We start from the raw sequence: 14,520 nt of genomic DNA, 5'->3' as shown, positions 1-14,520 counted from the left end.
TCAATGAAGGCAGCACGGTTCCACGGGCAGAAAGACATCCGGATCGAAGAGATCCCTGAGCCCGAATTGCGGCCAGGAACAGTCAAGCTGAAGGTCGCATGGTGCGGAATCTGCGGCACCGATCTCCACGAGTACCTCGAGGGACCAATCTTCATCTCCGCACCCGGACACCCGCATCCACTCTCACACGAGAATGCGCCGGTCACGATGGGCCACGAGTTCTCCGGCACCGTCGAAGAGGTCGGCGAAGGTGTCACGGACGTCGAGGTCGGCGAAAATGTTGTCGTCGAGCCGTACTTCGTCTGCAACGAGTGCGCCCCGTGCAAGGCGGGCAACTACCACCTGTGTACGAAGATGGGGTTCATCGGCTTGGCCGGCGGAGGTGGCGGGCTCAGCGAGAAGGTAGTCGTCGACCGTCGCTGGATCCACAAGATCGGCAACATCCCGCTCGACGAGGCAGCCCTCATCGAACCGTTGAGCGTCGCCCATCACGCAGTCGTACGCAGTGGTGCCGAAAGCGGCAACGTCGCCATCGTGGGCGGAGCCGGACCAATCGGACTCCTCGTTGCGGCAGTCCTCAAGGGTCTGGGTGTCACGACGATCGTCACCGAACTCAGCGAAGCCCGCAAAGCCAAGGCCCTCTCCAGTGGAGTCGCCGACTACGTCATCGATCCCACCACCGAAGACGTCAAAGCGCGCGTCCTCGAACTCAGCGGAGGCATCGGCGCAGACATCGGTTTCGAGTGCGCAGGTGTCAACGCAGTACTCGACACCATGCTCGACACGGTCAGGCCTGCTGGAGTTGTTGTCAACGTGTCGATTTGGGGCAAGCCCGCGACCATCGACATGCAGAAGCTGGTCCTCAAGGAGATCGATCTACGCGGAACCATCGCGTACGTCCGTGACCATGAAGCGGTCATCAAGATGGTCCAGGACGGTGTCGTCGATCTGGCGCCATTCATCACCGGTCGTATTCAGCTCGAAGAGTTGATCTCCGAAGGATTCACCACTCTGATCGAGCACAACGACACTGCGGTCAAGATTCTCGTCAGGTCGTGACCGGACGGGGCACCTCGGGACCCACCGCGGTCAGCGACCCTGGTGCCCGCCCCTTGCCCCATCCGATCTTCTCTCGGTAGCGGCCGATGTGATCGTCCTCGATCACATCGGCCGTTTCCAACGGTGTGGATTGCGGATGCACATACAACGCATCCGTCGGGCAATATGCCTCGCACATGAAGCAGGTCTGGCAATCCGATTGGCGCGCAATCACCGGGACGCCCGAGGGCGTCCGGTCGAAAACATCTGTAGGACAAACGTCTACGCACTTGTCGCAACCGATGCAGTCAGGCGCGGACACCAGCTCGATCATGACGCCACCAATGCAGACCCGACAGGTTCCGACGTTCGGGTCCACACCGAATCCAAACCTCCGGTGAGAACGTGATGATGCTGCGTTCCATCGAGTTCGGGATAATCGTCACGCTTGCTCATTCCCCGAGTCTCGGTCCGCGCCAACGTCGAGTGGTACATCCAGCGACCGACGGCCGTGATCGCGGCAGCCTGCCGCGCCGCCATCCGACCTGCTGGATCCGCGCCCAGATCCGCACTCACTGCACCCCACAGCGATTCGAGCTCACCGAGCGCTGCGGATACTCGATCACCGCTGCGGAGGTAGTTCTTGTCGAAGGGAATCAGCTGCGCCTGAGCAGCTTTCACCACATCGTCGGCAGTAAACCCGGTTCGTACCGGATTACGCAATGCGACGGTTCCAACTCCGCGTAGACCACTGGTAGCCCCGCGTCCGACCGACAGCGCATAGCGCGCAGCACCGATTCCCGCCCATGAACCAGAGGACATCGCCCACGCGGCGTTGTGACTTCCCCCGCCGGTAAACCCTCCGCAGATTCGCTCTCGGGTCGCTGCGTCCCCGGCGGCAAACAGACCTGGAACGGATGACGCGCAATCGTCGTCGACGACGTTGATTCCCCCAGTGCCGCGCACCGTGCCTTCAGCGAGCATGCCGACCTCGAATTTGTCGGTGAAGGGATCGATTCCGCGGCGATCGAATTGAAGGAAGAAGTTGGGTTGCCCCAGTCTCATTCGACGCTGCACCTCGGCGTCGGCCCGATCGATCTGCGCGAAGACCGGCTCGTTCCGCAACGTGCTGGCGATGACGGACCTCCCCTTCGCCGAACCGGCCCCTTCGAGCACTCTTCCGTCTGCATGGAAGAACGTCGCGTACGCGTAGTAAGCCGTCTTGGTGATCGTCGATCCGGCCGCTGCGATTCCGTACGCGTTGGAGAACTCCATCCCAGAGAACTCCGCTCCGACTTCGGCTGCCATCAATGCACCGTCACCGGTATCGACGTTGGTACCCAACGCACCGGACAGAAACGCACAACCTCCGCTGGCGACCACTACCGCGCCTGCCGAGACTCGGTAATCCTGTTGCTCGTGGCGTTGGTAGCCCGCCGCTCCGCGAACTCGCCCGGCGTCGTCCACCAACAACTCCAGCGCCGGCGAATGATCGAGGATCCGCACACCGGTTCGACGAATCCAGGTGCGCATCCGTCGCATGTACTCAGGCCCCTGCAAGCCGGTGCGGATCTGCTTGCCCGTGCTGGAGTCGACAGGGAACGGATATCTGCCCTCCACCGCGAGGAGATCCATGTTGGAGTAGGTCTGCTCGAGGACGCGGTCCATCCAATGGTGGTCGGCAAGATATCCGCCGAGCGCCTCACGACCGGCCTTTGCCCGCTCACGGGCAGTCGTATCCGGTTCGACGTACCAAACACCCGTTCCGGAGGGGGCCGTTGCGCCGCTCGTTCCGCAGTAGCCCTTGTCGACCAGGACGACGTCTGCACCGGCTTTGGCCGCGCGCAACGCTGCCCACGCGCCGGCGGGGCCACCACCGATCACCAATACATCGGTGGAGAGTTCGAGGACGTCCGTCACTGGCCAGCTCCTGTCAGAGGTCTACGCAACACTTCTGTTGCCGTAATATTCCTCGGACGAACTACCCAGCGCCACAGTCAGAATCACTGTGAACTCAACCGCTCACCGTTGCATCGACAGAGCGCTACGACGCTTCCCGCTCCTCGTCGGTGCACAACGCGGAGTACTTGGCGAAGGCTTCCTGCAAGGTCAGCGATTTGCGTCGCTCGGCGATGTCGCGGGGCTTTCCCTGTGCAACACATCGACGAGCATGCTCGATCACAGCTTCACGAATGACGCTGGAAATGTCCGCGCCCGTGAGCTCTTGGAGGGTCTCTAGGGCCCTCAGTTCCTCTACGTCGAATCTCACCGTTACCGATCGTCTAGCCACGCTCAGGATGTTACTTGCGGGTACACCAAATTTGGTGAGTTACAAATGCGTCGAGTCGAATATCTTTGGGCGCCAAAACCTTCGAATTCCGATCTACGTGGGTAAATAGTTTTCCACTCACGGCACTCATGTAATGCAACGCACACGGCGCTAGCCAGCGTGCCGACGGACACTGTCGCTGTCTATGCTTGCGAAACACTGCCTTCGATCGGAGATAATCGCGTGAGCATCGACCACATTGTTTCCGCAGTCGACGGCGACGCTGCCGAGCGGATCAAGACGGCTCTGGCCCAGAGAGCTGAAACCTCGACGGACACGACCACGCTGGTGTTCGACGGCGTGAGCATCGAGATTCCGCCGTCGGTCGGCGACGCCGTCGTGCAGCTCCTGACCTACCTCGCTGCCGGAGACAGCGTCGCCCTCGGGCCCGTCGCAGAACTCCTCACCACCTCGCAGGCAGCAGAGATCCTCGGCGTTTCGGACACGTATGTACGCAAACTCGCCGACGCCGGGAAACTTCCGATCGAACTACGCGGCACCCACCGCAGGTTCCGCCTCGATGACGTGATGGCCTACCGCGAGCAGTTCCCCAAACGCGCCTAGCTCTTCGCGTACATTCCTTGGATCTCTTTCGAGAACCGATCGACGACGACATTGCGCTTGATCTTGAGCGTCGCTGTCATCTCACCGTCTTCCTCGGTCAGATCGCGATCGAGAATGACGAACTTCTTGATCGACTCCGCATGTGAGACAGCGGCATTGGCGTCGTCGACGGCCTTCTGCAGCTCCGCTCGAAGGTCCTTGTCGTCACGTAGTTCGGCGACGGTGGCACCAGAAGGCTTGCCGTTCTCGGCCTTCCACTTCTCGAACACCTCGGGGTCGACGGTCAGCAGCGCCGTGATGTAGGTCTTCCCGTCACCGACGACGACTGCCTGCGAGACGATGGAATGTGAACGGATACGGTCTTCCATCGGGCCGGGCGAGACGTTCTTGCCGCCCGCCGTCACCAGTAGATCCTTCTTGCGTCCCGTGATGGAAAGGTAACCGTCGCTGTCGAGTTCACCGAGATCCCCGGTGCGCATCCAGCCGTTGACAAACGACTCTTCGGTGGCCTTGTCGTTCTTCCAGTAGCCCTTGAAGACAACCCCGCCGTTGAGTTCGATCTCGCCGTCCTCGGCGATGCGAACCCCGTTGCCGCCCATCGGCTGTCCGACGGTTCCGATCTTCTGAGCACCCGGGACGTTGACGCAGTGCGCCGCAGTGGTTTCAGTGAGACCGTAACCCTCGTAGATCGGAACTCCGAGCCCACGGAAGAAGTGCCCCAGCTCAGGAGTCAGGGCGCCGCCGCCGGAGATCGCGAACCAGCACTCGCCGCCGAGAGCCTCACGAAGCTTCGAATACACGAGCTTGTCTGCCACTGCGTGCTTCGCCTTCAAGATCAGCGAGGGACCGCCATTGTCGAGCGCTTGGCTGTATTCCTTGGCGGTGGCTTCGGCGAAAGCGAAGATCGCGCCTGGGATCTTTCCACCGGACTCCGCCTTGCGTGCTGCGCCGTCACGAACTTTTTCGAAGACACGCGGAACACCGAGGATGGTGTTGGGCTTGTATCGCTCGAATTGGGTTGTGATGGTGGCAAAGTCGGACCAGTGGGCCTGCGACGCACCAGCTTCGAACGTCGCGAGGGACACCGCGCGGGCCAGTACGTGAGCGAGCGGCAGGAAGGTCAGGACTCGGTTTCCCGGAACCGCCACCTTGCCGATCGATGCCGTGAGAATCCCGCGCACCTCGGACAGGAAGTTGCGGTGCGTGAGGATGCATCCCTTGGGACGGCCTGTCGTGCCGGAGGTGTAGACGAGTGACGCCAGATCGTCGGCCTTGATGCCCGCGAGTCGCTTCTTCAGCTCGGTGTCGTCGACGTCGGCACCATGTGCGGTTAGCTTCTCGACTGCTCCGTCGTCGATCTGCATGACGGCTTTGAGAGTGCTTGGCGCGTCCTGGAACAGCTGCTCGTGCGCGCCGGTTTCGACGATTGCGATGACGGCCTCGGAGTCTTCGAGGATCCAGCTGACCTGCCCCTGAGACGACGAGTCGTAGATCGGGACGGTAGCGGCGCCGGCCGCCCAGATGGCGAAGTCGAAGAGCGTCCACTCGTATCGGGTCGCGGAGAGGAGTGCGACGCGGTCGCCTGCCTGCACGCCAGCGGCGATGAGACCGTTTGCGACGCCGGTGACCTGCTCGGCGAACTCTTTGGCTGTGACGTCTACCCAACCCTCGCCCTTGGGGCGGGAGAACACCGTCAGTTCGGGCGTGCGCTCGGCGTGAGTGAAGACGGTGTGCACCACGGACTCGTTGTCGGAGATGGTGAACTGGGCTTTGGCGCTGTACTCACTCACAGGGTGTCATCTCCGTTGGTCTGCGATTCGATGCTGGTTCTGAAGCGGTGGAGTGCGCGGGCGAAGTCTGCGACCTCGGACTCGGTCCAATCGTGCAGCCTGCCGGCGACTTGGTCGAGCCGACGCGCGTCGGCGGCGTCGAGGTATTTGCGGCCAGCCTCCGTGAGGTGCAGCGGATTGCCCTGACGAACGGATCCCGGATCGGCATATACCCAGCCTGCCTCGATGCACCCGCGCACTTGGCGCGAGATGGTCGAGCGGTTGACGCCGAAGACTTCGGAGATCTCCGTGGCCTTGCATCCGTCATTGCGGCCGATGAAGGAGAGGAACGAATGCTGGGCGATCGACGGGTGGTCATCGGAATGCCGATCCCCCGTCATCAACTGCCGCGTCAGGTGCACCAGCTCGTCATGAACGGCTGGTGGACCGGTGAGCGCCATTGCTCCGTCGTGTTGCACTGGGCAACTATAACGCTGCCCCCAGTGTCCGACGCAATATGACCGCCGCCACCGACAAGAAGTCCGTCGGTGGCGGCGTGAAAAGTTAGACCAGATCCTCACCGTTGCGGCGAGCAGTTGCCCAATCCTTGAAGAATCCCTTGCTGATGACTCCCAGCACGACCAAGACCAACGCCGGCCAGATCAGAACATAAATGGTCAGTAGAGCTGTACTCATTCGTATTCCTTCCACTTGTCTCGACGGTTACTTTCCGGACGCTCCCACGGCAGGAAGCTCGTCATCGTCGAAGTCTCCCGTCCGCTGCTTGATCAGTTCGAAATCGAACGTCTCACGCTGATTGACGGACATCGCAAAGCACACGACGGTACTGACGGCATAGGCCACCAAAGATCCGCTGAGCGTTGGGTAATCGTGCAGGAAGCCGATCGCGAACGGCGCGGACAGCACGATCGCCAGGCCACCGACGATCTGCGCAACCTTCAGACCGAAGAATCCAAATACCATGAGTCCCAGCACCACTCCGATACCGATAACGGCAACGATGTCGGAGAAGAGCCCGAACATCCCATCCATCGGCACCCAACTGAATCGGACGGGCAAGAAGGCGGCAAGCGCCACCAGAACCGACACAGTGAAGGCCTTGTTGGTGACCTTTCCCCAATAGAAGCTCGCGATAACCGGGAACACCAGCGCGCCCCACAGCGCGCCGACGAACACCAACAGATCAAGAATGCTCAGTTGCAGACTTGCCAAGGAGATAGCCGCCGCCGTGGCAACTATCATCGTTACTCGGCCGATGAGCAGCATCCGTCGAGGGTTCGCATTGGCCTTGCCTGCGACGGCTTGGCCGTAAACGTCGGTCATCACGATGGACGAGAGCGCAGCAAGGTCCGAGTCTGCCGTCGATGACAGCGCGCCGATGATCATGACAAAGAAGACGGCCAGCAAAATTCCGGGCAGGTACGACGCGGCCATCTGGGGAATCAGGTTGTTGACGTCACCATCCATCGGCTCGATTCCGAGGTACAGAGCGAGAACACCCAGCATTCCGACACCAATGACCGTTGCGCCGTATCCGACGGTTGCGGTGATGAAGGTGGGCTTGATCAGGTCTTCGCGGACCGCGAACAGACGTTGGGCAATGGTCTGGTTGCCGATTGCGTAGGCAAGAACTGCCGCGATGTACGGCGCGCCCTGCTCGAAGAAGGCAACGCTCGAGAAGAAGTTGCCCTGCTCAGCAGTAAGGTTGCCTGCCCCGGATTCGAAGGCTGCCGGGAACCCTGCCGCAAAGAAGATGAACGGCACCAAAACCGCTACCGCACCGAGCATTCCGATCAGCTGAACGAAGTCGGTCAACACCGAAGCGCGGAAGCCCGACCACAACGTGTACAGCAAAACGCCCAGCGCAACGATGAACACACCCTGGATGAAGTTGAACGGCGAAAGCAACGCGATCAGCAGACCACCAGCGAGGAAGTTCGACATCAAACTGATGAGACTGCCGACGATATTGGAGCCCGCGAGCATCAGCTGACTCGAGCGTCCGTGCCGCGCGTACATGACCTCAGCCAGGGTGTGGGCTTTCGGCGCTACTTTGCGAATTCGCTGGCCGAACGGATAAATGAAGAGAATCATCAACGCGCCCCACAAACCGTAGTGAATGGGGCCGGAGATTCCGTAGGTGTAGCCAGAAGTGGCAGATGCGTACATCGACGACGCCCAAATCCAGGTGGCCGTCATGCTCGCGGCCGAAACACCAAATCCTAATTTGTTTCCGGCGGTCATAAAACCGTCGGCATTTTCCTGTTTCTTACCAATACGAAGAGAAATCAGAAATGTTCCACCATAAAAAGCAACAAGCAGTGAAACAATTACCAAGGTACTGAACTGGACCATGTCGGACCCCGTCACATGCCACATCCTTCGCACATAATCGGCAGAGCAAAGCGCAAAACCCCTCTTCAGAATCTTTGCGCTTCGTTTCTGCACGCCCTAGGAGCGACCGCCATACCAACACCGGTCACATATTCAATTGACTAGCAACACGCACTTCGTCTTTTCGGAAACCCAACCTCCACAAAATAAATCTTCTGCGCAAGCTTTTGGCTCGACCACGCAATTCAACAACTGAGAATCGACCATAGCATAATGGCAATTTCGAACAAAAACTCCGATATTTTCCCACCCGAAAATATTCATGTTTCCGCCGCAGTAAAATCGTGCTCTTCCAGCGCATATAACAACTCCGCATCGATTGAAATCGATGCTCGATTCGATCGCTCAGCTACTTCGACAGGACCATCCTGGCAAACCGTCGGCCCCACTCGGGATCGGCGGAAACATGCTGGTCCAGCGGATTGGAGACAATCGCCCCGATCATTCGCAGGTACACGAGAGTGTCTCGCACCATCCACGTCCAATCGTCGTCCCCGAGTCGTGTTCCGTCTGTTGTCGACCAACCCAATGCCGTGAGGCCTTCGATCATCACTTCACTACGTTCGGACTCCGACAAGCCGGCAGCCAACGTAAGGAACAGAATTCGGCCGGCTTCCTGCGCCATCTCACCCTTTCCCAACGGCATGGCCGACACGATGTGACGCCACAGCTCGCCTTCATATGCAAGCACTGACGCGCCGAGTCGAGTCAGAAGCAATGTGCCTCGGAGTTTCCGGACAAATCTCAGTGTCTTTGCGACTTCAACGAGTACTGCTAATTGCGAGTCACTCCCTGCCGTGACACCGATCCAGTCGCTGCCCCAATCGAGTTCGTCTCGGGCGGCCGCAACATGGTCCGAAGGAAGTGCCCCGGACGCCGTCAAAACAATCCCACCACCTCGCGCGGAGTTCAGCAGCCACAGCAGTTGGCAGTTTGCTCCCTCACGCATCACCTCGAAATAGTTGTCATATCCGCCACGAAGCTCCGATTTGGCAACTGCGGCAAACAGTTTCGGCGCGGAATGAACCGACAGGCGGCGCAAGAAATTCTCGAACAGCGAGCTTTCCACGGGCGGTGATTTATGCAATGCCACTGCAATGGTGACTGCTGCATTGGACTCTGCGGGAACAAAACGTTCGGGATCGAACAGTCCGGTACTCGCCTGCACGTTCAGGAACTCGCGATACCCGATCGGACCGCCAGAACCCTCCGGCGGGCACGCTCTCTCGCCGTCGAGACAGGATGGCTCAGAAATCGGCTGGTCTTCGACAATCTGCTCGAGAACCAACGTGTGACTCCACCTTGCGCGGGCGTTGTACTCATAACGGACGTACTCCCCGACCGCGGTAACTGCCTCGTCGATCCGGACTTCGTCCTCACCAAACTCGTCTTCCTGGTATCCGTCGCGCTCGATCACCTCTGGCGCGATATACCGATCTGGGCCATTGTCCGTTGAATGATGGACACTCACCCACTGATGAGCGTGTTGATCTCCCCACCCCATCACCGCCTGCACAATCGAATGAAGTTGGTCCAGTTCGATATTCGACGGGACCGAAAACCGTCTCCAAATAGGCGGCGTGATGCAATCGAGTTCGATCCGCATGACAAAGTTCGCCACCTCCGGCCGTCGACGCTGATTCCGCATCTGCCTCGGCGTAAGGACCTTCATCTGGCTTTGCGCCGCTTGATATGCAGGTACCAAACGCAGATGTGAAGCTCGCCGAACTCGCTGACCCGTCATGTATGGAGGCTAGATCTACCTACCGACAGCCGAGATACTCACTGCCACAAGGTTGCCCGATTTGTCGGGGCTCGCATCTTGTCGCTGGTCGGCTGTCAAGTCCAGATCAACACGGACCTACCCAGGCATCTTTGATCATCCACTGCGCGGACAATAGTGTGCGCCGATTACCGTAGACCTGACAGCTACCGCACGAAAACAGTGCCCAGCGCCTGCTCGGACTGGCACAGAACATGAGGATCCATGAGCGACCAAGACACGACCGCCGACCAGCCCCTCCACATCAACGGCGCAATTGCCTTGGTGACGGACGAGCGCGACGAGTTGGTTCACCTGTGCGTCCAGACCCTCGCCGAACTGCTGGGCAGTGAGCCTGCCACCGATGACGACGGCGACATTGTCGTGCCGGTTCACGGATTTGTCGTCTACGTGACCGTCGCCGACGACGGACCCCAGATCAACGTTTGGTCTTCGGTTCTGACCGGCCTCGGCAATCCCTCGCATGCTGCGACTCGACTCATCGAACTCGCGCAGGAATGGCCGCGCCTCCGCTTCGCCTTCAGCGGCGACCACCTACTGGTCTCCACGATGCTCGACGCCGATCCCTTCGCTCCGCAGCATCTGCTGAACCTGATCGACGAGGTTCACGACTTCACTCACGAACTCGACGACGATTTTGCTGAATCCTTCGGCGGAGACCTCGACTGCGACGCCGATGACGACAGCTACGCCGGAGACTGCAATCCCGGCGGTGGGTCTGCTGCACGATCAGGTGACAGGTTGAGTCACGCAGCCTGAGTGGCTGGTGTGGTCATGATGGTCTCGTATTCTATGGGGGTCAATCGGCCGAGTCCGACTTGGCGGCGTCGGCGGTGGTAGGTCTTTTCGATCCAGGTGACGATCGCGATCCTGAGATCGTCACGGGTGCGCCAGGGGCGGCGGTCCAGGACGTTCTTTTGCAGTAGAGAGAAGAAGCTCTCCATGGCGGCATTGTCGCCGGCCGCAGCGACGCGGCCCATCGAGCCGACCATGTGATGGCGGCTCAGAGCGCGGACGAATTTTTTTGATTGAAATTGCGATCCTCTGTCGGTGTGGACCACGCAGCCTGCGACGAAATCTCGGCGGGCGACGGCGTTGTCGAGCGCATCGACCGCGAGCCGGGACTTCATCCGATCGCTGATGGAGTAGCCAACGATCCGGTTGGAGAATACGTCTTTGAACGCGCACATGTAGAGCTTGCCTTCGCTCGTCCAATGCTCTGTGATGTCGCCCAACCACAGCTGATTCGCAGCATCGGCGGTGAAGTTGCGTTGGACGTGGTCGTCGTGGACCGCAGGCCCCGGGCGCTTGGCTTTTCCGCGTTTCTTGCCGAACACACTCCACCAGCCGTTGTTCGAGCAGATCCGCCACGCTGTGCGCTCGGCCATCACCTGGCCGACGTCGCGAGCCTCGTAGAACAGGAACCGGTAGCCGAACTCCGGGTCGTCCTTATGGGCCCTGAACAGAGCGTTCGCCCGGTAGGCCTCCGCGAGGTCGGCATCGGTCACCGGGTCAGCCAGCCACCGGTAGTAGGGCTGGCGAGCGATCTCGAGTACCCGGCACGTCACCGTGACGGGAATGCCGTCCTCGGCCAGCTCACGAACGAGCGGGTACATCATTTTCCCGGCAGGTTCGCCTGGGAAAGATAGGCGGCAGCACGGCGCAAGACTTCGTTCTCCTGCTCGAGCAACCGGATTCGCTTGCGCAGTTCCCGGTTCTCGACCACGTCCTCACCGGTAGTTCCTGATTTGATTCCGTCCTCGATATCGGCCACTTTCAGCCAACCCGTCAGGCAGGATTCACTGATCCCGAAGTCGGCGGCGATCTGCTTCAACAGCATTCCGGGCTCGCGACTGCGGGCAACCCGAACAACGTCCTCACGGAACTCTCGGGGATAGGGCTTCGGCATGGTGCACATCCTTCCAGCGGCACCTCTCGGCACCACAGATCAGATGTCACCTATCCGTGCAGCAGACCCGGTTGCGGCGGTGACTGTGACTGTGCGTGCGGCGATGATGCAGACGGCGTCGACGGTGATCTTGGTATTACACAAGTTAAGTAGTCTGGCTCATCTTCGATCTGCTCCGCAGAGCGCTCGCTGGCGAAGTCACGAAGCGACATAGATCTGCGTGCGGTGCCAGTCCAGATAGACAACATCCGGACGCTCCGCCTTGTCCGGCAAGATCAATCGGTCTCTCAGAGGTGGCTTCCCGAGTGCGGCGCGAAGCGGACCTTCGATCTCCATATCGCTCTCGACGCCGGGCGCGTAATGGAGGTTCAAGTCCTCATCGACGGTGATGAGCCCCGTATCGAAGGCAATGTCATGTGTCGGACACGCGGTGAAGCCGTTGCGACGGTCAAGTCGCTCTTTGTCAGTGCTGTCTCGCCAGGGCTTGATATGGCTTGCAGTAAGGAGGCGCGGCCGGCGTCGGCCACCGATGTTCGCGCTAAGGCCACAGAACACGCAGCGGTGCTCGTGATTGCTGAGTACGCCAGCGGCGAACCGATGCTGGCCGATCCGAACCCTCGAGGTCAGCAATCGCTGGGTGGTCGCGATGGGGATATCTTTACGCTCGCTAGACCACTTTTCGAGCGACTGCTCCAAGGATCTCTCGATCTCACTTTGGACTAACTCTTCTTGTCCCGCCAGCCACAGCGTTTCGCCGTTTTCCAATTCGAGGAAGTCTGGCAACGCATGTTCGTCAATTCCGTGGGAACGCGCCGACCGCAGAATTCGAAGGTATACGTCCTGCATCAACACGCTGTCCGAAAGCATCAACGACGCGACTTCGACCTCATATCGCCCGCCATGACTACGTGTTCCATCCAGGTTCGCCATCTTTGCGATAAAGCTCGTGGGCGGACGCTTGAACAAACTCGCAAGATGCTGGACCGGCATTCCCGCTCGATGTGCAGAAGAGCTACCGAACCGGCGATGGTCAACCAACAGCGATGCGCAGAGCGACAACACGACCTCGCTCGGAACGAACGGCACCTGTCGGCTTCCCTTCGGTACCTCCTGACGTGCGAGTACCGATTTCCACTGCGCCTCCAGCGCGGCGGGCGATGGGTCAAGAAACTCGGAGATCACCGAAGGTGCCACTATGCGCCTTCCTGGTAAGCGTCCAACCCGCAAGTTCACACACTAGCCGGCGCCGCGCGGAATCATTCGAAGCCACTCGTGTGGTATCGCCATCCACTGATGAAGGAGTCCGGCGAACCAGTGCGCCAATCTGGCGGCCCCAAGGACCACAACGGCGCGCTGAGAGGAGGAGCCCCTACCGGAACGCACTGCCCTTCGAGGTCAGTGCCTTCACCCGCTCGACGGTCCAGACCGCCAGCACATCGACCTTCCGTTTACGGCCGGTCTCCTTGTGCGTGTCGATCTCCTGCTCCGCGATGATGTCCTTGATCCCGTCTGCATCGAGGGCTGAAAGACGCTCCAGCAGCGCTGCTTCCCCATCGACCTTGAAGACGTCGAACGGGTCGAAAGCCCCCGGCTCCCGCTTCACCTTCGGTACAGCAGCACGACGACGCGGCGCCGGCGCAGAAGCAGGTACCACAACGGCGGATCCATCCGACGGAACTGCGAAAGCGCTTTCGATTGCCTTCGCGAAGCGCGGGGTACGGGCAGCTTCCTCTGCAACTACCTGAACCAGTTTGGCCAGCAACACCGATGCCGAGGCATTGGTTGCTCCCAACTTGAGGAGCGCTGCACCGGTTTCCTGCACCTGCACGCGACGACGCGCCTCATCGATACCCGCACTCATAGCTTCGCCTGCGCTTCCGTGAGAATGTTCTGCGTAATTGCACGCATCTGATCGAACTGACCTGCATTGCCGTACTTCACCTTCAAAGTGCTGTACGGGTGAAACTCCGCCGACGCGGCAATCTGATTCGACTCCGCGAGATACTCCGGCAATACGTGAGGGACGTTGGGATCGCGTCGAAGATTTCGCACAGTCGTGCGGTGCACCGCCGAGTTGGACTTGTACTTGGTGATCACCAACCCGAGTTCGAAGAGTTCACGGCCGAGTTCTTTGCCGAACTTCGCGATGTGCGTCTGGATCTGCGGAATGCCGTACGTGGAGAGCACATCCGGGATCGTGGGGATCACGTAGCCGTCAGCCATGGCCAATCCGTTGAGTGTGATCGGCCCGAGATTCGGCGGGCAATCGATCAGAACGTAGTCGTAGTACGGCATCACCGGGGTGACGGCATCCCTCAACAATTCAACCGGCTTGGTGGAGTTCCGATCAGCAACCCGAAGGGCACTGATCTCCTCCTGTAGCTCGATCAAATCGAGAGATGAGGGAAGCAGATCCACACCCGTCACTCGCTTGACCGGAGAAACTCCGCGCTGAATCGAGGCTTCAAGATCGAAGTTCGACGTGCCATCGACGGCGTCGCGGAAAATGGTTGCGCTGGTCAGCCCTTGCTTGTTGAGTTCGAGCCAGTGATCCTCACTGATCATCATCGTCGTCAGATTGATCTGCGCATCGAGGTCGATCAACAGCACGCGCTGACCGAATTCGAGCGACATGAACTCGGCCAACCCCGCGGTGATCGTCGTCTTACCGACGCCGCCCTTGAGGTTGATCGTCGCAATCGTCTTAGCCATC

15 protein-coding genes are annotated in these 14,520 nt (G+C 59.9%); 3 read left to right on the top strand and 12 right to left on the bottom strand.

Annotated features, from left to right (window positions below; translation table 11 throughout):
- Positions 1–3 precede the first annotated feature (3 nt).
- A complete protein-coding gene (locus YH3_RS22015) occupies positions 4–1,059 on the top strand; it encodes a 2,3-butanediol dehydrogenase (RefSeq protein WP_003941279.1) in 1,056 nt (351 codons plus the stop codon).
- Here the strand turns inward: YH3_RS22015 and YH3_RS22010 are convergent.
- The 3 genes from YH3_RS22010 to YH3_RS22000 form a co-directional block, all read right to left on the bottom strand.
- Positions 1,049–1,372, bottom strand: a complete 324-nt coding sequence (locus YH3_RS22010; RefSeq protein ID WP_007726052.1) for a ferredoxin family protein — start codon at positions 1,370–1,372, stop codon at positions 1,049–1,051. The two genes, YH3_RS22015 and YH3_RS22010, sit on opposite strands and share 11 nt — an antisense overlap.
- Positions 1,369–2,958 (bottom strand): FAD-dependent oxidoreductase, encoded by a 1,590-nt coding sequence (locus YH3_RS22005; protein WP_064444058.1) that lies wholly within the window; start codon positions 2,956–2,958, stop codon positions 1,369–1,371. Before YH3_RS22005 ends, YH3_RS22010 begins: the two co-directional genes overlap by 4 nt.
- Positions 2,959–3,082: 124 nt before the next feature.
- On the bottom strand, positions 3,083–3,328 hold the full coding sequence (locus YH3_RS22000) for a hypothetical protein (protein ID WP_020908376.1): 246 nt from the start codon (positions 3,326–3,328) through the stop codon (positions 3,083–3,085).
- Between the two features lie 222 nt (positions 3,329–3,550).
- Between YH3_RS22000 and YH3_RS21995 the strand changes: the two genes are divergently transcribed.
- The gene (locus YH3_RS21995; protein ID WP_064444057.1) at positions 3,551–3,931 is read left to right on the top strand and encodes a helix-turn-helix domain-containing protein; all 381 of its coding nucleotides are present in this window, start codon (positions 3,551–3,553) and stop codon (positions 3,929–3,931) included.
- Here YH3_RS21995 and YH3_RS21990 read toward each other — a convergent pair.
- From YH3_RS21990 to YH3_RS21975, 5 genes are all read right to left on the bottom strand, one after another.
- The gene (locus tag YH3_RS21990; protein WP_064444056.1) at positions 3,928–5,721 is read right to left on the bottom strand and encodes a long-chain fatty acid--CoA ligase; all 1,794 of its coding nucleotides are present in this window, start codon (positions 5,719–5,721) and stop codon (positions 3,928–3,930) included. The genes YH3_RS21995 and YH3_RS21990 overlap by 4 nt on opposite strands.
- Positions 5,718–6,179 (bottom strand): MarR family winged helix-turn-helix transcriptional regulator, encoded by a 462-nt coding sequence (locus YH3_RS21985; protein WP_080726576.1) that lies wholly within the window; start codon positions 6,177–6,179, stop codon positions 5,718–5,720. Before YH3_RS21985 ends, YH3_RS21990 begins: the two co-directional genes overlap by 4 nt.
- A gap of 85 nt (positions 6,180–6,264) precedes the next feature.
- Positions 6,265–6,396 carry a putative transporter small subunit gene (locus YH3_RS36785; protein ID WP_003941363.1) on the bottom strand — a complete coding sequence of 44 codons (132 nt, stop codon included), beginning with the start codon at positions 6,394–6,396 and terminating at the stop codon, positions 6,265–6,267.
- 27 nt (positions 6,397–6,423) lie between these two features.
- Positions 6,424–8,100 carry a sodium:solute symporter family protein gene (locus YH3_RS21980; protein WP_042447928.1) on the bottom strand — a complete coding sequence of 559 codons (1,677 nt, stop codon included), beginning with the start codon at positions 8,098–8,100 and terminating at the stop codon, positions 6,424–6,426.
- Positions 8,101–8,464: 364 nt separating this feature from the next.
- Entirely contained in the window at positions 8,465–9,721 is a 1,257-nt protein-coding gene (locus YH3_RS21975) for a plasmid pRiA4b ORF-3 family protein (RefSeq protein WP_082920628.1), read from the bottom strand.
- Positions 9,722–10,102: 381 nt separating this feature from the next.
- On the opposite strand from YH3_RS21975, the gene YH3_RS21970 reads away from it, so the two are divergent.
- On the top strand, positions 10,103–10,657 hold the full coding sequence (locus YH3_RS21970; protein ID WP_064442763.1) for a hypothetical protein: 555 nt from the start codon (positions 10,103–10,105) through the stop codon (positions 10,655–10,657).
- Here the strand turns inward: YH3_RS21970 and YH3_RS21965 are convergent.
- The 4 genes from YH3_RS21965 to YH3_RS21945 form a co-directional block, all read right to left on the bottom strand.
- Positions 10,645–11,807 (bottom strand): IS3 family transposase gene (locus YH3_RS21965; protein ID WP_154100266.1). Its coding sequence is split into 2 segments (ribosomal slippage): positions 10,645–11,520 and positions 11,523–11,807, totalling 1,161 coding nucleotides; the frame shifts between segments, so codons are not numbered across the junction. The genes YH3_RS21970 and YH3_RS21965 overlap by 13 nt on opposite strands.
- A gap of 198 nt (positions 11,808–12,005) precedes the next feature.
- On the bottom strand, positions 12,006–13,001 hold the full coding sequence (locus YH3_RS21955) for an HNH endonuclease (protein ID WP_054825839.1): 996 nt from the start codon (positions 12,999–13,001) through the stop codon (positions 12,006–12,008).
- A 175-nt stretch (positions 13,002–13,176) separates the two neighbouring features.
- Positions 13,177–13,668 (bottom strand): hypothetical protein, encoded by a 492-nt coding sequence (locus tag YH3_RS21950; protein ID WP_042447940.1) that lies wholly within the window; start codon positions 13,666–13,668, stop codon positions 13,177–13,179.
- Entirely contained in the window at positions 13,665–14,519 is an 855-nt protein-coding gene (locus YH3_RS21945; protein WP_042447943.1) for a ParA family protein, read from the bottom strand. Before YH3_RS21945 ends, YH3_RS21950 begins: the two co-directional genes overlap by 4 nt.
- Position 14,520: the final 1 nt, after the last annotated feature.

Source organism: Rhodococcus sp. YH3-3, from assembly GCF_001653035.1.
GTDB lineage: Bacteria > Actinomycetota > Actinomycetes > Mycobacteriales > Mycobacteriaceae > Rhodococcus_F > Rhodococcus_F qingshengii.
Note: the sequence above shows the minus strand (reverse complement) of the source record. Positions and strands in the feature narration are given on the sequence as shown.